The sequence below is a fragment of the Citrobacter sp. Marseille-Q6884 genome (assembly GCF_945906775.1).
Classification (GTDB): Bacteria; Pseudomonadota; Gammaproteobacteria; order Enterobacterales; family Enterobacteriaceae; genus Citrobacter.
Map to the genome: position 1 here is coordinate 1,121,795 of NZ_CAMDRE010000001.1, position 25,251 is coordinate 1,147,045.

Annotated in this window: 17 protein-coding genes, 3 tRNA genes and 3 rRNA genes; 14 read left to right on the forward strand and 9 right to left on the reverse strand. The window is 51.4% G+C overall.

Translation table 11 applies throughout. From position 1 onward, the window contains the following. Positions 1 to 60: 60 nt before the first annotated feature. The 4 genes from rsmG to asnC all read right to left on the reverse strand — a co-directional run bounded on the left by rsmG (position 61) and on the right by asnC (position 4,044). Entirely contained in the window at positions 61 to 684 is a 624-nt protein-coding gene (gene rsmG, locus N7268_RS05375) for a 16S rRNA (guanine(527)-N(7))-methyltransferase RsmG (protein ID WP_260862034.1), read from the reverse strand. Positions 685 to 784: 100 nt separating this feature from the next. Next, positions 785 to 2,674, reverse strand: coding sequence for a tRNA uridine-5-carboxymethylaminomethyl(34) synthesis enzyme MnmG (gene mnmG / locus N7268_RS05380; RefSeq protein ID WP_260862035.1), 1,890 nt, complete (start codon positions 2,672 to 2,674; stop codon positions 785 to 787). Between the two features lie 372 nt (positions 2,675 to 3,046). Continuing rightward, positions 3,047 to 3,496: an FMN-binding protein MioC gene (mioC, locus tag N7268_RS05385; protein ID WP_260862036.1), complete on the reverse strand. Its 450-nt coding sequence runs from the start codon at positions 3,494 to 3,496 to the stop codon at positions 3,047 to 3,049. 89 nt (positions 3,497 to 3,585) lie between these two features. Continuing rightward, positions 3,586 to 4,044 carry a transcriptional regulator AsnC gene (asnC, locus tag N7268_RS05390; RefSeq protein WP_003023780.1) on the reverse strand — a complete coding sequence of 153 codons (459 nt, stop codon included), beginning with the start codon at positions 4,042 to 4,044 and terminating at the stop codon, positions 3,586 to 3,588. A gap of 151 nt (positions 4,045 to 4,195) precedes the next feature. Between asnC and asnA the strand changes: the two genes are divergently transcribed. Beyond that, positions 4,196 to 5,188: an aspartate--ammonia ligase gene (gene asnA, locus N7268_RS05395; protein WP_260862037.1), complete on the forward strand. Its 993-nt coding sequence runs from the start codon at positions 4,196 to 4,198 to the stop codon at positions 5,186 to 5,188. Between the two features lie 3 nt (positions 5,189 to 5,191). On the opposite strand, the gene viaA is transcribed toward asnA, so the two are convergent. Together viaA and ravA are read right to left on the reverse strand one after the other, a co-directional pair. Next, positions 5,192 to 6,643, reverse strand: a complete 1,452-nt coding sequence (gene viaA, locus N7268_RS05400; protein WP_260862038.1) for an ATPase RavA stimulator ViaA — start codon at positions 6,641 to 6,643, stop codon at positions 5,192 to 5,194. Beyond that, on the reverse strand, positions 6,637 to 8,133 hold the full coding sequence (gene ravA, locus N7268_RS05405; RefSeq protein WP_260862039.1) for an ATPase RavA: 1,497 nt from the start codon (positions 8,131 to 8,133) through the stop codon (positions 6,637 to 6,639). Before ravA ends, viaA begins: the two co-directional genes overlap by 7 nt. A gap of 347 nt (positions 8,134 to 8,480) precedes the next feature. Here ravA and kup point away from each other — a divergent pair, with 347 nt between their 5' ends. The 7 genes from kup (at position 8,481) to rbsR (ending at position 16,427) form a co-directional block, all read left to right on the forward strand. Beyond that, positions 8,481 to 10,349, forward strand: a complete 1,869-nt coding sequence (gene kup / locus N7268_RS05410; protein ID WP_260862040.1) for a low affinity potassium transporter Kup — start codon at positions 8,481 to 8,483, stop codon at positions 10,347 to 10,349. 192 nt (positions 10,350 to 10,541) lie between these two features. Next, positions 10,542 to 10,961, forward strand: coding sequence for a D-ribose pyranase (rbsD, locus tag N7268_RS05415; protein WP_198906833.1), 420 nt, complete (start codon positions 10,542 to 10,544; stop codon positions 10,959 to 10,961). A gap of 7 nt (positions 10,962 to 10,968) precedes the next feature. Then, positions 10,969 to 12,474, forward strand: coding sequence for a ribose ABC transporter ATP-binding protein RbsA (rbsA, locus tag N7268_RS05420; protein WP_198906832.1), 1,506 nt, complete (start codon positions 10,969 to 10,971; stop codon positions 12,472 to 12,474). 5 nt (positions 12,475 to 12,479) lie between these two features. Further along, positions 12,480 to 13,445 (forward strand): ribose ABC transporter permease, encoded by a 966-nt coding sequence (gene rbsC, locus N7268_RS05425; protein WP_198906831.1) that lies wholly within the window; start codon positions 12,480 to 12,482, stop codon positions 13,443 to 13,445. Between the two features lie 24 nt (positions 13,446 to 13,469). Continuing rightward, positions 13,470 to 14,360 (forward strand): ribose ABC transporter substrate-binding protein RbsB, encoded by an 891-nt coding sequence (gene rbsB, locus N7268_RS05430; protein ID WP_088902911.1) that lies wholly within the window; start codon positions 13,470 to 13,472, stop codon positions 14,358 to 14,360. Positions 14,361 to 14,501: 141 nt separating this feature from the next. Continuing rightward, a complete protein-coding gene (gene rbsK / locus N7268_RS05435) occupies positions 14,502 to 15,431 on the forward strand; it encodes a ribokinase (protein WP_260862041.1) in 930 nt (309 codons plus the stop codon). Between the two features lie 3 nt (positions 15,432 to 15,434). Next, a complete protein-coding gene (gene rbsR / locus N7268_RS05440) occupies positions 15,435 to 16,427 on the forward strand; it encodes a ribose operon transcriptional repressor RbsR (protein WP_260862042.1) in 993 nt (330 codons plus the stop codon). Here rbsR and mdtD read toward each other — a convergent pair. Both mdtD and N7268_RS05450 read right to left on the reverse strand, forming a co-directional pair. Next, a complete protein-coding gene (mdtD, locus tag N7268_RS05445; RefSeq protein ID WP_260862043.1) occupies positions 16,393 to 17,820 on the reverse strand; it encodes a multidrug transporter subunit MdtD in 1,428 nt (475 codons plus the stop codon). The two genes, rbsR and mdtD, sit on opposite strands and share 35 nt — an antisense overlap. Position 17,821: 1 nt before the next feature. Further along, a complete protein-coding gene (locus N7268_RS05450) occupies positions 17,822 to 18,526 on the reverse strand; it encodes a FadR/GntR family transcriptional regulator (RefSeq protein ID WP_260862044.1) in 705 nt (234 codons plus the stop codon). A gap of 476 nt (positions 18,527 to 19,002) precedes the next feature. Between N7268_RS05450 and N7268_RS05455 the strand changes: the two genes are divergently transcribed. The 6 genes from N7268_RS05455 to N7268_RS05480 all read left to right on the forward strand — a co-directional run bounded on the left by N7268_RS05455 (position 19,003) and on the right by N7268_RS05480 (position 24,301). Then, positions 19,003 to 20,544: ribosomal RNA gene (locus N7268_RS05455) — 16S ribosomal RNA — on the forward strand. An 85-nt stretch (positions 20,545 to 20,629) separates the two neighbouring features. Continuing rightward, positions 20,630 to 20,705 (forward strand) — tRNA-Glu (locus tag N7268_RS05460). Between the two features lie 222 nt (positions 20,706 to 20,927). Further along, positions 20,928 to 23,833, forward strand: a 23S ribosomal RNA gene (locus N7268_RS05465). 95 nt (positions 23,834 to 23,928) lie between these two features. Continuing rightward, a 5S ribosomal RNA gene (rrf, locus tag N7268_RS05470) occupies positions 23,929 to 24,044 on the forward strand. The 16S, 23S and 5S rRNA genes sit together here with 3 tRNA genes alongside, the layout of an rRNA operon. Positions 24,045 to 24,095: 51 nt before the next feature. Further along, a tRNA-Asp gene (locus tag N7268_RS05475) sits at positions 24,096 to 24,172 on the forward strand. A 53-nt stretch (positions 24,173 to 24,225) separates the two neighbouring features. Next, a tRNA-Trp gene (locus N7268_RS05480) sits at positions 24,226 to 24,301 on the forward strand. 108 nt (positions 24,302 to 24,409) lie between these two features. Here N7268_RS05480 and hdfR read toward each other — a convergent pair. Beyond that, the gene (hdfR, locus tag N7268_RS05485; RefSeq protein ID WP_260862045.1) at positions 24,410 to 25,243 is read right to left on the reverse strand and encodes an HTH-type transcriptional regulator HdfR; all 834 of its coding nucleotides are present in this window, start codon (positions 25,241 to 25,243) and stop codon (positions 24,410 to 24,412) included. Positions 25,244 to 25,251 lie beyond the last annotated feature (8 nt).

The window sequence follows — 25,251 nt, forward strand, 5'->3', positions numbered from 1 at the left end:
TGTACCCTCCGATTTTTAACACCTGCAGTACCCTTTTTTTTCTATTTTTTTTGACAAATATTAAATTTTGTTTGGCTTAATAACCACCAAATGACGTTCCCCATCCAGTTGAGGAACCCGTAATTTTACAATCTCCTCGACGCTGAATTCAGCGGGCAAAGAGGCAATCTCATCTTCAGGTACCAGCCCTTTTAATGCGTAAAAACGCCCGTTTTGACCGGGTAAATGATGACACCAGCTCACCATGTCGTTGAGCGACGCAAAAGCACGACTGATCACCCCATCAAAAGGCGGTTCTGAAGGGAACTCTTCAACCCTACTCTGCACTGGCGCGATGTTATCCAGTTTGAGCTCATGCTGTACCTGACGCAAAAAGCGTACGCGTTTTCCCAGGCTATCCAGCAACGTAAAATGCGCCTGAGGCAGCACGATGGCGAGCGGAATACCCGGCAATCCCGGTCCCGTACCCACGTCAATAAAGCGCTCGCCCTGCAGATGAGGTGCGACAACAATGCTGTCGAGAATATGGCGCACCAACATTTCGTTGGGATCACGAACCGATGTCAGGTTGTACGCCTTATTCCATTTATGCAGCATATCAACATACGCAATCAGCTGATTTTTCTGGTGATCGGTAAGAGAAATACCGGCATCAGCCAGCAGACGAGAAAGTTTGTTAAGCACGGCAGTTACCTGTCTATAAAATTTGCCCGGTGGCGCTAGCGCTGACCGGGCCTACAAATCTGTCAGGCGGGTAAAAGCGTCACCCGCCAAAACTGCGCTTTTACGCGCTGCGTCGCAGCATACCTTGTTTTTTCAGCCATACCAGCAGAATAGAGATAGCCGCAGGCGTCACGCCGGAGATGCGCGATGCCTGACCGATCGACACAGGTTTGTGATCGTTCAGTTTGGCAATCACTTCATTCGACAAACCGGAGACCTGGCGATAATCCAGCGTCGCAGGCAGCAGCGTATTCTCGTTGCGCTGCTGTCTGTCGATTTCATCCTGTTGGCGAGCGATATAACCTTCGTACTTAACCTGAATCTCAACCTGTTCAGCGGCCTGAGCATCATCCAGAGCTGGCGCAAATGCAGACAACGATGTCAGCTGCGCATAAGTCATGTCAGGGCGACGCAGCAGATCTTCACCACTGGCCTCGCGTGACAGAGGTGTAGCAAGGTGAGCATTGACTTCGGCGGCAGACTCGGCCAACGGGTTCACCCACGTTGATTTTAGACGCTGACGTTCTTGTTCGATGCGCTCCAGTTTTTCATTGAAGCGCGCCCAACGTTCATCATCCACCAGACCCAACTCACGTCCTACCTCGGTCAGACGCAAATCGGCGTTATCTTCACGCAGCATCAGACGGTATTCAGCGCGAGAGGTAAACATGCGGTACGGCTCTTTGGTGCCAAGCGTACACAGGTCGTCCACCAGCACACCAAGATAGGCCTGAGAACGCGCAGGCGCCCAGCCCTCTTTGTCTGCAGACAGACGGGCAGCGTTCAGCCCTGCCAGTAAACCTTGCGCTGCAGCTTCTTCGTAACCGGTTGTACCGTTAATTTGACCCGCAAAGAACAGCCCCTGAATAAATTTGCTTTCAAGCGTGGGCTTCAGATCGCGTGGATCGAAGAAATCGTACTCAATCGCATAGCCTGGGCGAACGATTCTGGCGTTTTCCATCCCCTGCATGGAACGGACGATCTGCATCTGCACATCGAACGGAAGGCTGGTGGAAATACCGTTCGGGTAAATTTCGTTGGAGGTCAGTCCTTCCGGTTCGAGGAAGATCTGATGTTGGTTTCTGTCGGCAAAGCGCATGACTTTGTCTTCGATCGACGGGCAGTAACGTGGGCCGATACCTTCGATCACACCCGCATACATCGGGCTACGATCGAGGTTATTACGGATCACGTCATGGGTTTTCTCATTGGTGTGCGTGATGTAGCAAGGCACCTGTTCAGGATGCTGCGAGGCATTGCCCATAAACGAGAAAACCGGCATCGGGTTATCGCCATGCTGTTGCGCCAGCACGCTGAAATCGATAGTACGCGCATCAATGCGCGGTGGTGTCCCGGTTTTAAGACGGCTTACGCGTAGCGGCAGTTCACGCAAACGGCGTGACAGCGGAATTGATGGCGGATCGCCCGCACGGCCACCGCTGTAGTTGTCCAGTCCGATATGAATTTTACCGTCGAGGAAAGTCCCGACAGTCAGCACAACCGCTTTGGCACGGAACTTCAGTCCCATTTGGGTCACGGCGCCAACGACACGATCGTTTTCGACAATCAGATCTTCAACCGCCTGCTGGAAGATCATCAGATTGGGCTGGTTCTCCAGCGCGGTGCGTACCGCCTGCCGATAGAGCACACGATCCGCCTGAGCACGAGTGGCGCGAACAGCCGGTCCTTTACTCGCGTTTAGTATCCTAAACTGGATACCTGCATGGTCGATCGCTTTGGCCATCAGTCCGCCAAGCGCATCCACTTCTTTTACCAGGTGTCCCTTCCCAATGCCGCCAATCGCCGGGTTGCAGCTCATTTGCCCCAGAGTGTCGATATTGTGTGTCAAAAGCAGAGTCTGTTGACCCATTCGCGCCGCGGCCATTGCGGCCTCGGTGCCTGCATGACCCCCGCCAATGATGATGACGTCAAAAGGATCCTGATAAAACATGGTAATTGCCTCGCATAACGCGGTGTGAAAATGGATTGAAGCCCGGGCCGTGGATTCTACTCAACTTTAGTCGATCGAGAAAGACCTGGGATCCTGGGTATTAAAAAGAAGATCTTTTTATTTAGAGATCTGTTTTATTGTGATCTCTTATTAGGATCGCGACCTTCTGTGGATAAGGGCGATCCTTTTAATAAGATCAACAGGTTGTTGAGGATCATTAGCTGTGAATGATCGGTGATCCTGGTCCGTATAAGCTGGGATCAGAATGAAGGGTTATACACAACTCAAAAACTGAACAACGGTTGTTCTTTGGATAACTACCGGTTGATCCAAGCTTACTACCAGAGTTATCCACACTCGATCGCACGATCTTTACACGTTTTTGAGTAAATTAATCCAGGATCCCAGCCAAACCTCCGCCGGATCTTCAGGAATATCGTGTTCAAGAACATTGATCCTGAGTGTTTCGCCGATCTGTTTTGCCCCCGATGAGGTCAGTTCAGCCTGTAATTTATCGATCGCGCCACAGAACGTGTCGTATTCGCGGCTGCCGATGCCAATCGCACCGAAACGCACCTGAGAAAGGTCGGTTTTCTGCGACTGAAGATCTTTATAGAAGGGCAGTAGGTTATCCGGAATGTCTCCTGCTCCATGCGTTGAGCTGATAACCAGCCAAATGCCGGATGTCGAGAGCTCCTCTACTTGCGGACCGTGCAAGGTTTCGGTTGAAAAACCCGCATCTTCCAGCTTTTCAGCAAGATGTTCTGCAACGTATTCGGCACCGCCCAGGGTGCTGCCGCTGATAAGAGTGATGTCTGCCATTGATCGCCCACCTTTATAAAGAGCGCGTATTGTACGCTGTGAGCGAGCTGGGATCTACCTGTGGAAAAGCAGGGGATTTAAAAAAACGATCAAGGCTTGATAGTACGCATGATCGGGTTCTGCAGGACGATCAGGGTTTCCGTGGACTGTATTTCATCAATTGTTTGGATCTTGTTGATAAGTACCTGCTGCAGAGCGTCGATGGATTTGCACATTACCTTAATAAAGATGCTGTAGTGACCCGTGGTGTAATACGCCTCCGTAACTTCATCAAGACTTTCCAGTCTGGCCAGTGCGGATGGATAGTCTTTGGCGCTTTTCAGAATGATGCCGATAAAACAACCTACGTCGTAACCCAGTTGTTTAGGGCTGACATCAATACGCGCGCCGGTAATGATTCCGGCTTGCTTCATTTTCTCAACACGCACGTGAATAGTGCCGGGGCTGACACCAAATTGTTTAGCCAGTTCTGCGTAAGCGGTGCGGGCATTTTCCATCAGGGCGTCAAGAATGCCGCGGTCCAGATTGTCGATCTGATAATTTTCCATAGGTTTTTCTTATGTAGATTAATGATTCAATCTATTTTAGCGGATTATTTTAACGAATCAAAATCCATAACGGCTTTTTGCTTGTTGATTATTGAAAATTGACTCCATTCTGTTGCTTAATCATAGGCAACAGGACACAGGAGTAAACATAATGAAAACCGCTTACATTGCCAAACAACGTCAAATTAGCTTCGTGAAGTCTCATTTTTCTCGTCAGCTGGAGGAGCGTTTAGGTCTGATCGAAGTTCAGGCTCCGATCCTCAGCCGTGTAGGAGATGGCACGCAGGATAACTTGTCGGGCTGTGAAAAAGCGGTGCAGGTAAAAGTAAAAGCATTGCCAGACGCCCAATTCGAAGTGGTTCATTCACTGGCGAAGTGGAAGCGTCAAACGCTGGGACAACACGACTTCAGCGCAGGTGAAGGGCTGTACACGCACATGAAAGCCCTGCGCCCCGATGAAGACCGCCTCTCTCCGCTTCACTCGGTCTATGTTGACCAGTGGGACTGGGAACGCGTTATGGGCGACGGCGAGCGTCAATTCTCCACCCTGAAAAGCACGGTAGAGGCTATCTGGGCGGGAATTAAAGCCACCGAAGCGGCGGTGAGTGAAGAATTTGGTCTGGCACCGTTCCTGCCAGAACAGATCCACTTTGTTCATAGCCAGGAGCTGTTATCCCGTTATCCGGATCTTGATGCAAAAGGGCGTGAACGTGCGATCGCTAAAGAACTGGGGGCGGTATTCCTGGTCGGGATTGGCGGTAAGCTCAGCGACGGGCATCGTCATGATGTTCGTGCGCCGGATTACGATGACTGGAGCTCTGCTTCCGAACTGGGTTACGCGGGTCTGAACGGCGATATTCTGGTCTGGAACCCGGTTTTGGAAGATGCGTTTGAGCTGTCTTCAATGGGGATCCGTGTCGATGCCGACGCACTGAAACATCAGCTGTCCCTGACTGGCGATGAAGATCGTCTGAGTCTGGAATGGCATCAGGCGCTGCTGCGTGGTGAAATGCCGCAGACGATTGGCGGGGGTATTGGCCAGTCACGTCTGACGATGCTGCTGCTGCAGTTACCGCATATCGGCCAGGTACAGTGCGGCGTATGGCCGGCACAGGTACGTGAAAGCGTCGCCTCTCTGCTGTAAGTATTAGCGCTGCCAGCGTCTAAGCAGGCGGCTTCGCATCCCGGTATCAAAGCGCCAGATATGATCGAAAATGCGCATGATGCCGGGTTTGCCATGGGCTGACATGGCAACCGCATGAAAGCGATGCTGGTGTACCCGTTGCAGCTCTCCTACTTTGCCGACAACGTCATCGGGTAATCGCTGCGCGATGAAATCTGAGATCACCACCGCATCGGCATCATACCATTCCCTTCCCTGCATTCTTTCAATGATGGCGCGAAAACAGCTGGCAATATCCGTACCGCCGCGAAAGCGTTGGCTTAAAAAACGGATCGCCTGCTCAATTCCTTGTGGGCCGGACAGTTCATAGCGCACCACTTCCGTTGAAAAGAGCATGATAAAGCAACGACGGTTATCGGCGAGGGCAACACGCATCAGCGCCAGACAGAAGGCTTTTGCGCACTGTTCGTTGAATCCCCCCATAGAGCCGGAGGTATCCACGCAAACAATAAAGGGTCCGCGAGGCTGCTCGTCAAAATCCTGATGAACAACCGGCCGCTCTGAGACTTTCTCGCGCCATGCTTCGCCATGCAGACGGTATGTCAGCAGCTGTTTTTCAACCAAGCGCCGGTAGAACTCATATTCCAGTTCCGTAATGCCAAGCGTGGCCAGTTCCGGCGGCAGCAGGCGCAGAATATCATCGCTTTGTTGAATGCCATCAACCTGTTCAGGGACGGTCGCCGGTTCCCTTACCAGGGTGCGAAATGTTTCCATCGGCGCATCTTTACGCGGTACCGATTTTGCTTCCCTGGAGCGCCCCAGTTGTTCTGCCAGACGTTGGAGTTCGGGCTGCTGCGTCAGGAAATCACCATATTTCACAATCAGCTGATAATCGCCGCGTTTGATTTGACCCGCGCTCATATCCCACAGCCGGCCTGCTGCATTGTCATTTTCCGCCAGGACGGGTTCCAGTTGCCCGCTGAGCGTCATTCTCTCCTGTACTTCACTCAGCAGGTGTTCGCGCTCATCTTCCAGCAGTTGCTGATTCAGCGTCGTGGTTTGAATCACCAGACTTAAACGCCAGCGCTGGAGAAAAAGCGTATGCAAAGCGGGCGTAAAAGTGCTGTTGCTATCGACCAGTTGCTGTGCCTGACTGGCATAGGGTGAATGTAGCCGGTGCAATAGCGATAATATTTGCGGTAACTGGACGATAAACTGCGGTGTGGAAAGCAGCTGACTTTGCTGGTAACACATCACCTCTTCCGTCAGTTCCGGCGGGACATGGGTATCTTTAAGGCGAGAGCGTAATGCTTCACGCCAGCGGGGAATATCATCCGTAATCGCTTTCTTTAACCGGGGGAATTTTTCAAAAAAAACCGCCAGTTGTGGAGAGGCCAGCAGGGCGATGATCATCTCTTCGATCAACCCCTCTTCGCTTACTGCCAGCATGATATTCAGTGTATCGAGGGTCAGCATTGTTGCGCCTGCCGGATCTGTTCACCGACGTCCTGCAGACTGGCTTCAATACGGCCTAACCAGTCACTATGGATAAACAGGCATTTTTGCTGCTCACTAAACCCGCTGTGTTGCTGATGCCACTCGGTGTCGAGTGCTTCAAGCTGCTGTTTTATCTCGCTGGGCATCCCCTCTTCTGATACGCCCGGCAGCGCAAGGCGAGAACCCTGCAAACTGACGTCACGTACAACCAGATGCTGGGCGCTATCGACTTCCATATTCAGCGTCTGCGCAAATCCGATACCGTTGAGTTTTCCACGGATCTCTCCTCCTTTGGAAAGCCACTGTTCCAGCGCGCTGCGTTCAAACGAAATATGGATAACCTCCATATCGTGCAGTTTTAAAGGCTTTTGTAGCAGTAACGTCATTACGGAAGCGCTGGCTTCTGGCGGAAGATCATAGTGAGGACGGCGGCTGAACATCCCACCCTGGCGAATGACGGTGAAAGCGGTTTTATCGCTTTGTTGTTGCTGTAGCTGGATCCGGCGCTGCATTATGGACCCAAGACGCGTCAGCATTGCCTGTTGTTGCCAGGCGTGCCCGGTCATCAATATTTCCAGCTGTTGTTGCATCAGATTCAGGCTTTGTGCGTCGTACCACAGGCAATCTTTTAACAGGATAAGATCGATAGGCGCAACGGCATCGCGTCCACTAAAGAAGGCGCTTGCCTGCAGTAAGCGGATCGCTTTTTTCCAGCGACGGTCGGACACGTAAGGCGCATTTGGCAGGGCATCCAGTTGTTGGCGCAGCGTAAAAATAAGCTCGAATACGCGATCGGGTAGCTGGATAGTGCCAATGTCTTTTTGCCACTGGTAATACTCTTCATCCGTCACCTGTAATGTTGCCGGGACGGGATTGTCGCTTTCATCCTGTTGGCTTAACAACATCGAGCGGAAGTTGGCCTTGTCCTGCACTTTATCCAGCCACAGGCGAATCAGCATACGGTCGTACAATGCCTCCAGACTGCTGTCCGCTTCTGGCAGTTCGTTGGACGCAGCCACCAGCAAACGCATCGGGATTTTCTCTTCGTGCGCACCGTTGCGGAAATGGCGTTCGTTAATGGCGGTCAGCAGGGTGTTCAGAATGGCCGGGCCTGCTTTCCAGATTTCATCCAGAAAGACGATCTCGGCTTCAGGAAGATAGCCCGTGGTTAAGCGCTCATAGCGTCCTTCATCTTTCAGCGCCTGAATCGACAGGGGGCCAAAAACCTCTTCGGGCGTAGAGAAGCGCGTCATCAGGTATTCGAAAGCGCGTGCGTTTTTAAAGGCAAACTTCAGTCGGCGAGCGATTAAGCTTTTCGCAATCCCTGGAGGGCCTAACAAGAAAACGCTCTCGCCGCTCAACGCTGCCAGCAGACAAAGACGGATGGCGTGGCTACGTTCATAAAGTCCCTTTTCCAGCGCATTGCTCAGACGGGAAATTCTTTCCGCTAATAAATGTGGGTGAGCCATAATGAAGTGGCGTCCTTTCGCCAAATGTACTGCGTGAACAGCGAGTATAGATGTTGCACACCAGTGCAGTAATAGACTTAAGGTGCGTTTATTTTTCTTTGAGCCAGATTAATCTGGTCTCATTTAGGGGTACGATTTTGCGATTAATCGTGCATACTGTGCGCCTTTTTGTGGGCCTAGGGACTACGCACACATTTCATATATATATACACTAAATCATTCAGGCTGCATCAAGGCGGCAAAGGAGTGAATCCCCTGGGCTTATATCAATAAGTGACTGGGGTGAACGAGTGCTGCCAACGCGGAGGTGGTTTGAATGATGATGTGTATAAACGAAAGACTAGTCTATGAGCACTGATAATAAGCAATCATTGTCTGCGATTACGCTTGCGGCCATTGGGGTTGTCTACGGTGATATTGGTACCAGCCCACTTTATACACTTCGTGAATGTTTATCCGGCCAGTTTGGTTTTGGCGTTGAACGTGATGCCGTCTTTGGTTTTCTCTCGCTGATTTTCTGGCTGCTGATCTTTGTTGTCTCCATTAAGTACCTGACGTTTGTCATGCGTGCTGATAACGCCGGGGAAGGCGGGATCCTGACGTTGATGTCGCTGGCCGGGCGTAATACGTCGGCGCGAACAACATCAATGTTGGTCATCATGGGGTTAATTGGCGGCAGCTTCTTCTATGGCGAGGTGGTGATTACACCGGCTATTTCGGTGATGTCGGCAATTGAAGGCCTGGAAATCATCGCTCCACAGCTTGATACCTGGATTGTTCCTCTGTCCATTATCGTGCTTACCTTGCTGTTTTTGATTCAAAAACACGGTACCGGGATGGTCGGTAAGCTGTTTGCGCCTATTATGCTGCTGTGGTTCCTGGTTCTCGCCGTGTTGGGTGTACGCAGTATTATTGCGAACCCGGAAGTGTTACATGCGTTGAATCCTTACTGGGCAGTGCATTTCTTCCTCGAATTCAAAACGCTGTCTTTTATTGCGCTGGGCGCGGTGGTTCTGTCGATTACCGGTGTTGAAGCGTTGTATGCCGATATGGGCCACTTTGGTAAGTTGCCTATTCGTCTGGCATGGTTCTCTGTCGTGTTACCTTCGCTGGTGCTGAACTATTTTGGTCAGGGCGCGCTGCTTTTAAAACATCCTGAAGCAATCAAAAACCCGTTCTTCCTGCTGGCGCCTGACTGGGCGTTGATTCCACTGTTAATCCTTGCCGCGCTGGCAACGGTTATCGCCTCTCAGGCTGTGATCTCCGGCGTATTCTCGTTGACGCGTCAGGCCGTGCGTCTGGGGTATTTGTCGCCCATGCGCATTATCCACACTTCAGAAATGGAGTCGGGTCAGATCTATATTCCGTTCGTCAACTGGATGCTCTATTTTGCGGTGGTTATCGTCATCGTGAGCTTTGAGCATTCGAGTAATTTGGCGGCCGCGTACGGTATTGCGGTAACGGGAACAATGGTACTGACGTCAATATTGTCTACTACTGTGGCGCGTAAAAACTGGCACTGGAATAAATACTTCGTGTTCCTGATTCTGGTGGCGTTCCTGTGTATCGATATCCCGCTGTTCTCCGCGAACCTCGATAAACTGATTTCCGGCGGTTGGTTACCGCTCTCGCTGGGTCTGGTCATGTTTACCATCATGACGACCTGGAAGAGTGAACGCTTCCGCTTGCTGCGTCGTATGCATGAACACGGTAACTCTCTGGAAGCGATGATTGCTTCCTTAGAGAAATCACCACCGGTACGTGTGCCGGGAACGGCTGTGTATATGTCGCGAGCGCTTAACGTTATCCCGTTTGCGCTTCTGCATAACCTGAAACATAACAAGGTATTGCATGAACGCGTGATCCTGCTGACGCTGCGTACAGAAGATGCTCCGTATGTGCACAATGTACGTCGGGTGCAAATTGAACAGCTATCACCGACCTTCTGGCGTGTGGTTGCCAGTTACGGCTGGCGCGAAACGCCAAACGTCGAGGAAGTGTTCCATCGTTGTGGTCTGGAAGGACTGAGTTGTCGAATGATGGAAACCTCCTTCTTTATGTCGCACGAGTCGCTGATTGTGGGTAAACGTCCCTGGTATTTACGCCTGCGCGGCAAGCTGTATCTGCTGTTGCAGCGTAATGCGCTCCGCGCGCCTGACCAGTTTGAGATCCCGCCTAACCGGGTTATTGAACTCGGTACTCAGGTCGAGATTTAATCTTTGCGACGCCCTCTTTTGTAATGAAAGAGGGCGTTTTGTTTTCACCTTCGCAGTTTTCCTTTTATCCCATGAGACGTCTTGCGAAACGTTTCGATGGCGATCACATTTTCGTAACGTCGTGGTGGTTTTCTGTGCATCCTTCAGACTAAACTTATCTCCAGCGAAACGTTTCGCTAGTGGGGAAAGAAAATGAAGAAAGGCACTGTACTCAATTCTGAGATTTCATCGGTGATCTCCCGTCTGGGACATACCGATACGTTAGTCGTCTGTGATGCAGGATTACCCATCCCTGGCAGCACAACGCGTATCGATATGGCATTAACCCAGGGTGTACCTTCTTTTATGCAGGTACTGGATGTGGTTACCCGTGAAATGCAAGTTGAGGCGGCCATTCTCGCGACGGAAATTAAACAACATAATCCGCAACTCCACGAAACGTTGCTTAAGTTTATTGAGCAACTGCAACAACACCAGGGAAATACCATAGAAATTCGTTACACCACGCATGAACATTTTAAAAAACAGACCGCAGACAGTCAGGCGGTAATTCGCAGCGGAGAATGTTCTCCGTATGCGAATATCATTCTCTGTGCTGGCGTCACGTTCTGAGGCCATCATGAACGCATTACTGCAACTCAAAGGGATCGATAAAGCGTTCCCGGGCGTCAAAGCACTCTCTGGCGCCGCGTTAAATGTCTATTCTGGCCGCGTGATGGCGCTGGTAGGCGAAAATGGCGCGGGCAAATCCACCATGATGAAAGTACTGACCGGTATCTATACCCGAGATGCCGGTTCTTTATTATGGTTAGGGAAAGAAACCAACTTTAACGGTCCTAAATCCTCCCAGGAGGCCGGGATTGGCATCATTCACCAGGAGCTGAACCTGATCCCACAACTCACGATTGCTGAGAATATTTTTCTTGGCCGCGAGTTTGTGAATCGCTTTGGCAAAATTGACTGGAAAAAAATGTATGCCGAAGCTGACCTGCTTCTCGCCAAACTCAATCTGCGTTTTAAAAGCGACAGGCTGGTGGGCGAGTTGTCGATTGGCGATCAGCAGATGGTCGAAATTGCCAAAGTGCTGAGTTTTGAATCGAAGGTCATCATTATGGATGAACCGACGGATGCTCTGACCGATACAGAAACAGAATCCTTATTCCGCGTGATCCGCGAGCTGAAATCGCAGGGGCGCGGCATTGTCTATATCTCCCACCGCATGAAAGAGATCTTCGAAATTTGCGATGACGTGACCGTTTTTCGTGATGGACAGTTTATTGCCGAGCGCGAAGTTGCCTCACTGACCGAAGATTCGCTGATTGAAATGATGGTAGGGCGCAAGCTCGAAGATCAGTACCCACGTCTGGATAAAGCGCCGGGCGATGTGCGCCTGAAAGTCGATAACCTGTGCGGTCCTGGGGTTCATGACGTTTCATTCACCCTGCGCAAAGGTGAGATCCTCGGCGTATCGGGGCTGATGGGCGCCGGGCGTACCGAACTGATGAAAGTGCTGTACGGCGCGCTGCCGCGCACCAGCGGTTATGTCACCCTTGACGGACATGAAGTGGTTACCCGTTCTCCTCAGGATGGGCTGGCGAACGGTATTGTCTATATTTCTGAAGACCGCAAGCGTGATGGCTTAGTACTGGGCATGTCGGTGAAAGAGAACATGTCGCTGACGGCACTGCGCTATTTCAGCCGTACTGGCGGGAGCCTGAAACATAAAGATGAACAGCAGGCGGTGAGCGATTTCATCCGTCTGTTTAATGTGAAGACCCCGTCGATGGAACAGGCTATTGGCCTGCTTTCTGGCGGTAATCAGCAGAAAGTGGCGATTGCGCGCGGTTTGATGACGCGTCCGAAGGTGTTAATCCTTGATGAGCCAACCCGCGGCGTGGATGTCGGGGCTAAGAAAGAGATTTATCAGCTTATCAACCAGTTTAAGGCCGATGGGCTAAGCATCATTCTGGTCTCTTCGGAGATGCCAGAAGTATTGGGCATGAGCGATCGCATTATCGTCATGCATGAAGGGCATCTCGGCGGTGAATTCACTCGCGAGCAGGCCACTCAGGAAGTATTAATGGCTGCCGCTGTGGGCAAGCTTAATCGCGTGAATCAGGAGTAAAAAAGATGACTACCCAGGCTGTTTCTGGTCGCCGTTATTTCACCAAAGCGTGGCTGATGGAGCAGAAGTCGCTTATCGCCCTGCTGGTGCTGATCGCGATTGTTTCCACGATGAGTCCCAACTTTTTTACCGTCAATAACTTGTTCAATATTCTCCAGCAAACGTCCGTCAACGCCATTATGGCTGTCGGCATGACGCTGGTTATCCTGACATCGGGTATCGATCTGTCCGTCGGTTCCCTGCTGGCGCTCACCGGTGCGGTCGCGGCTTCAATTGTAGGGATTGAAGTGAACGCGCTGGTGGCCGTTGCAGCAGCGCTGGCGTTAGGTGCGGCTATTGGCGCGGTGACCGGTGTGATTGTCGCGAAAGGTCGCGTGCAGGCGTTTATAGCCACGCTGGTGATGATGCTGCTGCTACGCGGTGTGACGATGGTGTATACCAACGGGAGCCCGGTCAACACGGGCTTTACTGAGAATGCTGACCTGTTTGGCTGGTTCGGTATTGGTCGCCCGTTAGGGGTTCCAACACCCGTGTGGATTATGGGAATTGTCTTCCTCGCCGCGTGGTACATGCTGCACCATACGCGTCTGGGTCGCTATATCTATGCGTTGGGCGGTAACGAAGCGGCGACGCGTTTGTCCGGTATCAGCGTCAGTAAAATCAAAATTATTGTTTATTCACTTTGTGGGCTGCTGGCATCGCTGGCGGGCATCATCGAAGTGGCGCGCCTCTCCTCTGCGCAACCAACAGCAGGTACTGGCTATGAACTGGATGCTATCGCTGCGGTTGTATTGGGCGGGACCAGCCTGGCGGGGGGGAAAGGGCGTATTGTTGGGACGCTGATCGGCGCATTGATTCTCGGTTTCCTTAATAATGGTTTGAATTTGTTAGGTGTTTCCTCCTATTACCAGATGATCGTCAAAGCGGTGGTGATTTTGTTGGCGGTACTGGTAGACAACAAAAAGCAGTAATAACGACTACAGGACATCTTAAATATGAACATGAAAAAACTGGCTACCCTGGTTTCCGCCGTTGCGCTGAGCGCCACTGTAAGTGCGAATGCGATGGCGAAAGATACCATTGCGCTGGTGGTCTCTACGCTCAACAACCCGTTCTTTGTCTCTCTGAAAGATGGGGCGCAAAAAGAAGCGGATAAGCTGGGTTATAACCTGGTGATTCTGGATTCACAGAACAACCCGGCGAAAGAGCTGGCGAACGTTCAGGATTTAACGGTTCGCGGTACTAAAATTCTGCTGATTAACCCAACGGATTCTGATGCTGTGGGTAACGCCGTGAAGATGGCAAATCAGGCGAAAATTCCGGTCATCACCCTTGACCGCCAGGCCACTAAAGGCGAAGTCGTCAGCCATATCGCGTCTGACAACGTACTGGGTGGGAAAATTGCCGGTGATTACATCGCGAAGAAAGCAGGCGAAGGCGCGAAAGTGATCGAGCTGCAGGGGATTGCCGGAACATCTGCTGCGCGTGAGCGTGGCGAAGGTTTCCAGCAGGCCGTTGCGGCACACAAATTTAACGTGCTGGCCAGCCAGCCTGCTGACTTTGACCGTACTAAAGGTCTGAACGTTATGCAGAACCTGCTGACTGCGCATCCTGATGTGCAGGCGGTATTTGCTCAGAACGATGAAATGGCGCTGGGTGCGCTGCGCGCACTGCAAACCGCGGGTAAATCTGATGTGATGGTGGTTGGATTTGACGGCACGCCTGATGGCGAAAAAGCGGTGAATGATGGCAAACTGGCTGCGACTATCGCTCAGTTACCGGATCAGATTGGCGCGAAAGGCGTTGAAACTGCGGATAAAGTACTGAAAGGCGAGAAAGTTCAGGCTAAATATCCGGTTGACCTGAAGCTGGTCATCAAGCAGTAATAGCGATTCAGGTCGCTCGCGGCCTGATGGCGACATAAATACGCCATCCTTGGACCTGGTTCTGAAGATGAAAGCGTAAAAAGAAAAGCAGGGCACGCGCCACCCTAACCCGGTGGCGCACTTTGACTTGGAATACCGAACATGAAAACCGCAGGCAACCTCGTTGTTCTTGGCAGTATTAATGCCGATCATATCCTTAACCTTGAATCCTTCCCCACTCCTGGTGAAACCGTAACCGGTAGCCAATATCAGGTGGCTTTTGGCGGAAAAGGTGCGAATCAGGCTGTTGCTGCGGGACGTAGTGGCGCGAATATCGCATTTATTGCCTGCACAGGTGACGACGATATTGGTGAAAGTGTTCGTAAACAATTAGCCAGCGATAACATTGATATTGCGCCAATTAGCGTGATTCAGGGTGAATCGACCGGTGTAGCGCTGATTTTTGTTAATGGTGAAGGCGAGAACGTTATTGGTATTCACGCTGGCGCGAATGCTGCACTTTCTCCTGCGCTGGTGGAAGCGCAGCGTGATCGTATTGCACAGGCATCGGCATTACTCATGCAACTCGAATCACCGTTAGAAAGCGTGTTGGCTGCGGCGAAGATTGCACACCAAAATAACACGACGGTTGCGCTTAACCCGGCTCCCGCGCGTGAACTTTCTGACGAGCTGCTGGCGCTGGTGGATATCATTACCCCAAATGAAACCGAAGCTGAGAAGCTGACGGGGATCCGCGTCGAAAATGACGATGATGCTGCTAAGGCGGCGCAGGCATTGCACGCGAAAGGTATCCACACTGTCCTGATTACGTTGGGGAGTCGTGGTGTGTGGGCCAGTGTGAACGGAGAAGGTCGTCGAATTCCTGGTTTTAAAGTGGACGCTGTCGATACTATCGCGGCCGGAGATACTTTTAACGGCGCGTTAATTACGGCGTTGCTGGAAGAAACTCCGTTGCCTGAGGCGATCCGCTTTGCGCATGCGGCGGCTGCGATTGCGGTAACGCGTAAAGGCGCACAGCCTTCCGTTCCGTGGCGTGAAGAAATAGAGGCGTTTTTAGGTCAGCAGAGGTAACGCTTGGCTACAATGAAGGACGTTGCCCGCCTGGCGGGCGTTTCAACGTCGACGGTTTCTCACGTCATCAATAAAGATCGCTTTGTCAGCGAGGCTATCACCGACAAAGTGGATGCTGCGATTAAAGAGCTTAACTACGCGCCTTCCGCGTTGGCGCGTAGCCTCAAGTTAAATCAGACCCGCACTATTGGCATGTTAATTACTGCCAGTACCAACCCTTTTTATTCCGAACTGGTTCGCGGCGTCGAACGCAGCTGTTTTGAGCGGGGCTACAGCCTGGTGTTATGTAACACCGAAGGTGATGAGCAGCGCATGAACCGTAATCTGGAAACGTTAATGCAAAAACGGGTAGACGGCTTGCTGCTGCTCTGCACGGAAACGCATCAACCTTCCCGAGAGATCATGCAGCGCTACCCTTCAATCCCTACTGTAATGATGGACTGGTCCCCCTTTGATGGCGAAAGCGATCTGATTCAGGATAACTCTCTGCTGGGCGGGGATTTAGCGACTCAGCACCTTATCGAAAAAGGATTTACGCGCATTGCCTGCATCACCGGACCGCTGGATAAAACACCGGCGCGTTTGCGCCTGGAGGGGTATCGCGCGGCAATGCAGCGGGCTGGTCTTGCTATCCCGGAGGGTTACGAAATTACCGGCGATTTCGAATTCGGCGGTGGCTTTGAAGCCATGCAAACGCTGCTTTCGCATAAACAGCGTCCACAAGCGGTTTTCACGGGTAATGATGCGATGGCGGTCGGTGCGTACCAGGCCCTGTATCAGTCAGGGCTGCGCATCCCGCAGGATATGGCCGTGGTGGGGTATGATGATATCGAACTGGCTCGGTATATGACGCCACCGCTGACGACCATTCATCAACCGAAAGATGAATTGGGCGAGCTGGCCATCGATGTGTTGATTCACCGTATGGCGCAGCCCGCATTGCAGCAACAACGCTTGCAGCTTACTCCTGTTCTGATGGCGCGGGGCTCGGCTTAGACTTATGCCGTTCTTTGATCAGGTTGCGTCCATCTTTGGGTTTGAGCAGCATGAACATCAAGGCGGAAATTATCGTAATCGCGCCCATCGTTATGAAGGTGTAGTGGAACTGTTCGACCGTATTGGTTCCTTCAATGCCTTCATATACTCGCAAAACGGCGGCGCTAATCGCGACACCTAAACTGATCGACAGTTGCTGAGTGACGGCTAAAACGCTGTTGCCAGTGCTGGCATTATCATCGGTCAGATCCGCAAGCGTGATGGTGTTCATCGAAGTGAACTGGGTGGACATCGCCATGCCTAAAATGAACAGTGGCAGAATCAGCATCCATACCGGCATCGCCGGAGATTGCAAAGAAAACTGAGCGATCATCAGCCCGATAAATACCGTAATGCCAACCAGTGTGGTTCTGTAGCCCAAACGGCGCAGCACCTGCGTCACCATCGATTTCGCCAGGATTGACCCCAGCGCTGTCGGCGCCATCATGCAACCGGCAATCAGCGCCGGATAGCCAAACCCTACCTGTAACATCAGCGGCATTAAAAAAGGCACACATCCCGTACCCAGACGTGTCGCAAGGTTTCCTGCTATCCCCACTGAAAAGGTTCGCGTCTTAAAGATGGGGAGTGATATGAGCGGCGTTGGATGACGACGCGCGTGGCGGATATAGGCGAGCAATAACAAAATGCTGCCAAGAATAATACTCAGGGCAATCCAACTGGCGACCAGCTTTTCACCGAACAGCTCAACGCCGCTGGAAAAGAGCACCAGACTCAGGCCGAAGAGAAAGAAACCGCGCATATCAAAACCGCGGCGCGGTGTCGTGAAGTTTGGCATATATTTGCGGGCATAGAAGATCCCCGCAACGCCAATGGGAATGTTAATCAGGAAGATCCAATGCCAACTGGCCCACGTCACCAGTACACCACCCAATACCGGACCCAAAATTGGCCCCACAAGCCCCGGCATCGTTACGAAGTTCAGTACAGGAAGTAATTCACTTCTTGGATATGCGCGCAATAACGCCAGACGAGCCACAGGCATCATCATTGCGCCACCAATGCCCTGTACAACGCGAAATATCACCAGTTCGGTAAGCGAACCGGAAAGCGCACAGGCCAGCGATCCCAGCGTAAACAGACTCACGGCTATCATAAATACGCGTCGGGTACCGAAGCGGTCAGCCAGCCATCCACTCACCGGGATTAGCATCGCAACGGTCAGCGTGTAACTGATAATGGCAGACTGCATGGCGAGTGGAGAACGATTAAGGCTGTGTGCAATGGCGGGTAACGCAGTATTGAGGATAGTGGCATCTAATGCCTGCATAAAAAAGGCCATCGCGGCTATCCACGGTAACCCGGCCATGCTACGTGATTTCTTTTCTGACATATTATTTATCCGGTAGCACGTTCGGTGCTATCAGTAATGCCTGACAGGCAGAGAAGGCGCGATCGCCATCGCTTTCCTCTATGGCATCAACAATGGCCTGGTGCAGATCCAGCTTTACCACCTCGTTATAAGTAATTGAGGTAAAATAGGTCTGGTAAACAGAATGGAACAACGATGCGAACGAGATCAGGAATGGATTCGCACTCATTTCATAGATGTGCTCATGCCAGGCAATATCAACTTCAATCCAGCGCTCACGCCTGAAGTTCTTTTTCAGTTCGGTCATCTCTTCCATTAATGTATTCAGATGCGCTTTTTGTTCTGCTGTGCCTATGGTTGCTGCCAGTAAACAGGCTTGAGGTTCCAGACTAATGCGCATCACCAGAAAATGTTTGATGACATGATGGAAATTATCTTCTGTCATCCACCAGGTGAGCAGCTCCTGGTCGAGGAAGTTCCAGTTTGCCTGTGGCATGACGCGTGTACCAATGCGAGGGCGCGGTAATACCATGCCTTTAGCCGTTAATGTCTTTACCGCTTCTCTTACTGCCGTTCGGCTCACACCAAACTGATCGCCCAGCTCAATTTCGCCAGGCAGGATCGTACCCGGTGCGTACTCACCTTTTAATATTCGCTGGGCCAGCTTTTCTGCCAGAACATAGGAAAGGTTCTTCTGTGCGGCTAACTGTTGGGCATTTAAAGGCATGAATGTTCTTCCTTACTCTTTTTATTACTCATTAGTATGCCATCAGGAAGTGTGATTGAGGCTGCAAAAACGGCAAATTGCTTATTTTATGGCATGTTATTAGTGGTTTTGGTGAAAAAATACGCACTCGGAAAGTTATTTTAAATTTCCGCTTGTCAGTCTGAAATAACTCCCTATAATGCGCCTCCACTGACACGGAACAACGGCACGCAAGCCGCCGGGTCAGCGGGGTTCCACAGAGAACCTCACGAAGAAAAGCGAAATTAAATGCTTGACTTCGAAGCGGGATGGCGTAATATGCACACCCCGCGCCGCTGAGAAAAAGCGAAGCGGCACTGCTCTTTAACAATTTATCAGACAATCTGTGTGGGCACTCAATGATACGGATTCTTAACGTCGCAAGACGAAAAATGAATACCAAGTCTCTGAGTGAACACGTAATTCATTACGAAGTTTAATTCACGAGCATCAAACTTAAATTGAAGAGTTTGATCATGGCTCAGATTGAACGCTGGCGGCAGGCCTAACACATGCAAGTCGAACGGTAGCACAGAGGAGCTTGCTCCTTGGGTGACGAGTGGCGGACGGGTGAGTAATGTCTGGGAAACTGCCCGATGGAGGGGGATAACTACTGGAAACGGTAGCTAATACCGCATAACGTCGCAAGACCAAAGAGGGGGACCTTCGGGCCTCTTGCCATCGGATGTGCCCAGATGGGATTAGCTAGTAGGTGGGGTAACGGCTCACCTAGGCGACGATCCCTAGCTGGTCTGAGAGGATGACCAGCCACACTGGAACTGAGACACGGTCCAGACTCCTACGGGAGGCAGCAGTGGGGAATATTGCACAATGGGCGCAAGCCTGATGCAGCCATGCCGCGTGTATGAAGAAGGCCTTCGGGTTGTAAAGTACTTTCAGCGAGGAGGAAGGTGTTGTGGTTAATAACCGCAGCAATTGACGTTACTCGCAGAAGAAGCACCGGCTAACTCCGTGCCAGCAGCCGCGGTAATACGGAGGGTGCAAGCGTTAATCGGAATTACTGGGCGTAAAGCGCACGCAGGCGGTCTGTCAAGTCGGATGTGAAATCCCCGGGCTCAACCTGGGAACTGCATTCGAAACTGGCAGGCTAGAGTCTTGTAGAGGGGGGTAGAATTCCAGGTGTAGCGGTGAAATGCGTAGAGATCTGGAGGAATACCGGTGGCGAAGGCGGCCCCCTGGACAGAGACTGACGCTCAGGTGCGAAAGCGTGGGGAGCAAACAGGATTAGATACCCTGGTAGTCCACGCTGTAAACGATGTCTATTTGGAGGTTGTGCCCTTGAGGCGTGGCTTCCGGAGCTAACGCGTTAAATAGACCGCCTGGGGAGTACGGCCGCAAGGTTAAAACTCAAATGAATTGACGGGGGCCCGCACAAGCGGTGGAGCATGTGGTTTAATTCGATGCAACGCGAAGAACCTTACCTACTCTTGACATCCAGAGAACTTAGCAGAGATGCTTTGGTGCCTTCGGGAACTCTGAGACAGGTGCTGCATGGCTGTCGTCAGCTCGTGTTGTGAAATGTTGGGTTAAGTCCCGCAACGAGCGCAACCCTTATCCTTTGTTGCCAGCGGTTAGGCCGGGAACTCAAAGGAGACTGCCAGTGATAAACTGGAGGAAGGTGGGGATGACGTCAAGTCATCATGGCCCTTACGAGTAGGGCTACACACGTGCTACAATGGCATATACAAAGAGAAGCGACCTCGCGAGAGCAAGCGGACCTCATAAAGTATGTCGTAGTCCGGATTGGAGTCTGCAACTCGACTCCATGAAGTCGGAATCGCTAGTAATCGTGGATCAGAATGCCACGGTGAATACGTTCCCGGGCCTTGTACACACCGCCCGTCACACCATGGGAGTGGGTTGCAAAAGAAGTAGGTAGCTTAACCTTCGGGAGGGCGCTTACCACTTTGTGATTCATGACTGGGGTGAAGTCGTAACAAGGTAACCGTAGGGGAACCTGCGGTTGGATCACCTCCTTACCTTAAAGAACCGTTCCTTGTAGTGTCCACACAGATTGTCTGATGAAAAGTAAATAGCAAGGCGTCTTGCGATTGAGACTTCAGTGTCCCCTTCGTCTAGAGGCCCAGGACACCGCCCTTTCACGGCGGTAACAGGGGTTCGAATCCCCTAGGGGACGCCACTTGCTGGTTTGTGTGAGTGAAAGTCGCCGGCCGTTATATCTCAAAACAGACTTGCGAGTCTTGTTTGAGATATTTGCTCTTTAAAAATCTGGATCAAGCTGAAAATTGAAACGACACACTGTTTCATTTCTCCGTAAACAAGAAATGAAAAGCGGTGTGTTCGAGTCTCTCAAATTTTCGCAGCACGATGATGAATCGAATGAAACATCTTCGGGTTGTGAGGTTAAGCGACTAAGCGTACACGGTGGATGCCCTGGCAGTCAGAGGCGATGAAGGACGTGCTAATCTGCGATAAGCGTCGGTAAGGTGATATGAACCGTTACAGCCGGCGATTTCCGAATGGGGAAACCCAGTGTGATTCGTCACACTATCATTACGTGAATACATAGCGTAATGAAGCGAACCGGGGGAACTGAAACATCTAAGTACCCCGAGGAAAAGAAATCAACCGAGATTCCCCCAGTAGCGGCGAGCGAACGGGGAGCAGCCCAGAGTCTGAATCAGCATGTGTGTTAGTGGAAGCGTCTGGAAAGTCGCACGATACAGGGTGATAGTCCCGTACACAAAAGTGCATGTGTTGTGAACTCGAAGAGTAGGGCGGGACACGTGGTATCCTGTCTGAATATGGGGGGACCATCCTCCAAGGCTAAATACTCCTGACTGACCGATAGTGAACCAGTACCGTGAGGGAAAGGCGAAAAGAACCCCGGCGAGGGGAGTGAAAAAGAACCTGAAACCGTGTACGTACAAGCAGTGGGAGCCTCTTTATGGGGTGACTGCGTACCTTTTGTATAATGGGTCAGCGACTTATATTCTGTAGCAAGGTTAACCGAATAGGGGAGCCGAAGGGAAACCGAGTCTTAACTGGGCGTTAAGTTGCAGGGTATAGACCCGAAACCCGGTGATCTAGCCATGGGCAGGTTGAAGGTTGGGTAACACTAACTGGAGGACCGAACCGACTAATGTTGAAAAATTAGCGGATGACTTGTGGCTGGGGGTGAAAGGCCAATCAAACCGGGAGATAGCTGGTTCTCCCCGAAAGCTATTTAGGTAGCGCCTCGTGAACTCATCTTCGGGGGTAGAGCACTGTTTCGGCTAGGGGGTCATCCCGACTTACCAACCCGATGCAAACTGCGAATACCGAAGAATGTTATCACGGGAGACACACGGCGGGTGCTAACGTCCGTCGTGAAGAGGGAAACAACCCAGACCGCCAGCTAAGGTCCCAAAGTCATGGTTAAGTGGGAAACGATGTGGGAAGGCACAGACAGCCAGGATGTTGGCTTAGAAGCAGCCATCATTTAAAGAAAGCGTAATAGCTCACTGGTCGAGTCGGCCTGCGCGGAAGATGTAACGGGGCTAAACCATGCACCGAAGCTGCGGCCGCTACACTATGTGTTGTTGAGTAGGGGAGCGTTCTGTAAGCCGTTGAAGGTGGCCTGTGAGGGTTGCTGGAGGTATCAGAAGTGCGAATGCTGACATAAGTAACGATAATGCGGGTGAAAAACCCGCACGCCGGAAGACCAAGGGTTCCTGTCCAACGTTAATCGGGGCAGGGTGAGTCGACCCCTAAGGCGAGGCCGAAAGGCGTAGTCGATGGGAAACAGGTTAATATTCCTGTACTTGGTGTTACTGCGAAGGGGGGACGGAGAAGGCTATGTCGGCCGGGCGACGGTTGTCCCGGTTTAAGCGTGTAGGTGTGTGTTCCAGGTAAATCCGGTTCACTTTAACACTGAGGCGTGATGACGAGGCACTACGGTGCTGAAGTGACAAATGCCCTGCTTCCAGGAAAAGCCTCTAAGCATCAGGTAACACGAAATCGTACCCCAAACCGACACAGGTGGTCAGGTAGAGAATACCAAGGCGCTTGAGAGAACTCGGGTGAAGGAACTAGGCAAAATGGTGCCGTAACTTCGGGAGAAGGCACGCTGATAGGTAGGTGAAGCGACTTGCTCGTGGAGCTGAAATCAGTCGAAGATACCAGCTGGCTGCAACTGTTTATTAAAAACACAGCACTGTGCAAACACGAAAGTGGACGTATACGGTGTGACGCCTGCCCGGTGCCGGAAGGTTAATTGATGGGGTTATCCGTAAGGAGAAGCTCTTGATCGAAGCCCCGGTAAACGGCGGCCGTAACTATAACGGTCCTAAGGTAGCGAAATTCCTTGTCGGGTAAGTTCCGACCTGCACGAATGGCGTAATGATGGCCAGGCTGTCTCCACCCGAGACTCAGTGAAATTGAACTCGCTGTGAAGATGCAGTGTACCCGCGGCAAGACGGAAAGACCCCGTGAACCTTTACTATAGCTTGACACTGAACACTGGTCCTTGATGTGTAGGATAGGTGGGAGGCTTTGAAGTGTGGACGCCAGTCTGCATGGAGCCGACCTTGAAATACCACCCTTTAATGGCTGGTGTTCTAACGTGGACCCGTAATCCGGGTTGCGGACAGTGTCTGGTGGGTAGTTTGACTGGGGCGGTCTCCTCCTAAAGAGTAACGGAGGAGCACGAAGGTTAGCTAATCCTGGTCGGACATCAGGAGGTTAGTGCAAAGGCATAAGCTAGCTTGACTGCGAGAGTGACGGCTCGAGCAGGTGCGAAAGCAGGTCTTAGTGATCCGGTGGTTCTGAATGGAAGGGCCATCGCTCAACGGATAAAAGGTACTCCGGGGATAACAGGCTGATACCGCCCAAGAGTTCATATCGACGGCGGTGTTTGGCACCTCGATGTCGGCTCATCACATCCTGGGGCTGAAGTAGGTCCCAAGGGTATGGCTGTTCGCCATTTAAAGTGGTACGCGAGCTGGGTTTAGAACGTCGTGAGACAGTTCGGTCCCTATCTGCCGTGGGCGCTGGAGAATTGAGGGGGGCTGCTCCTAGTACGAGAGGACCGGAGTGGACGCATCACTGGTGTTCGGGTTGTCATGCCAATGGCACTGCCCGGTAGCTAAATGCGGAAGAGATAAGTGCTGAAAGCATCTAAGCACGAAACTTGCCCCGAGATGAGTTCTCCCTGAGACTATAAGTCTCCTGAAGGAACGTTGAAGACGACGACGTTGATAGGTCGGGTGTGTAAGTGTAGCGATACATTGAGCTAACCGATACTAATGAACCGTGAGGCTTAACCTTACAACGCCGAAGATGTTTTGGCGAAAGAGAAGACGATTTTCAGCCTGATACAGATAAAATTAACCGGCGGTAAGCGGGTTAATAAACAGAATTTGCCTGGCGGCTGTAGCGCGGTGGTCCCACCTGACCCCATGCCGAACTCAGAAGTGAAACGCCGTAGCGCCGATGGTAGTGTGGGGTCTCCCCATGCGAGAGTAGGGAACTGCCAGGCATCAAATTAAGCAGTAACCGGTATGTGCCGGTGGTTGTAGAAAAATCCGGTGGAGCGGTAGTTCAGTTGGTTAGAATACCTGCCTGTCACGCAGGGGGTCGCGGGTTCGAGTCCCGTCCGTTCCGCCACTTATTAAAAAAATTAAGCCTGCTTTAATAGCAGGCTTAATGATAGAAAATTTAGGGGCGTAGCTCAGTTGGTAGAGCACCGGTCTCCAAAACCGGGTGTCGCGAGTTCGAGTCTCTCCGCCCCTGCCAGAAACAATCCTTAGCATTTTTGCTAAGGATTTTTTTTTGCCTGCAAACTACGTCAATATTTCCTTCCGCTCAATTTCCCCGGCATCCTTGCCTGCACGAGATCTTTCTTTATTCTTCCAAAATATACGTGTTTAACAGGTCGCGAATAAGCGGATATTTATCGCTATTTTGTAGCCAAACAGCATATAACGGACGCGAAATTGTCGCACTGTCGGTAACTGTATGGAGATCGTTTTTTGCTTTTGCCCAGTTGATGGGAAGCCAACTAAAACCATTAAGAACAGAAAGTTGCTGTCTGACCAGTTCTGCTGAACTGGTGGTTAGCACCGGTACTTCATCACCCGCGATCAATCCAGCTTCGTGTTGTTGAAAATCAGCGCCCCATTCCAGACGCAGGTAATTCAATTCATCTTTAGTTTGTGATGGTTTGCTGCAATAGAGCGCCAATGTGAAATACCCCAACAATTGGCTGCTAAATTCGTCCATTTTGGGTGTTTCGGTAGTAATTAACAGATCAAGCTGTCGTTCATGGAGATGCTTGACTAACGACTGGCGCTGCGCAATCCGGGCTTCAAATTGCAGACTGGATTGCGGTTCCTGAGATTGATACAAACGCCCCAACCAGTCATTGAGCATACATTCCCAAAGGGATGCGCTGGCTCCGATAGAGAACTCATTGTGTCGCGAAGTATTTGCGACCTCCTTACGCGCGGCCTGCCAGGTATTCATTAGCGTTTCAGCGTAAGGCAATAATTTTTCACCTGCAGCGGTAAGACGGATATTGTTTCTGTGTCGGGTGAACAGGTTCACACCCAGTTGATTTTCCAGTTGTCTTATCCGAAAACTTACCGCCGATTGGGTCAGGTAGAGTGCTTCAGCAGCCCGACCAAAGTGGCGCGTTCGGCTAACTTCCAGGAAAGTTTTTAACAATTCCGTATCCACAACTCGCT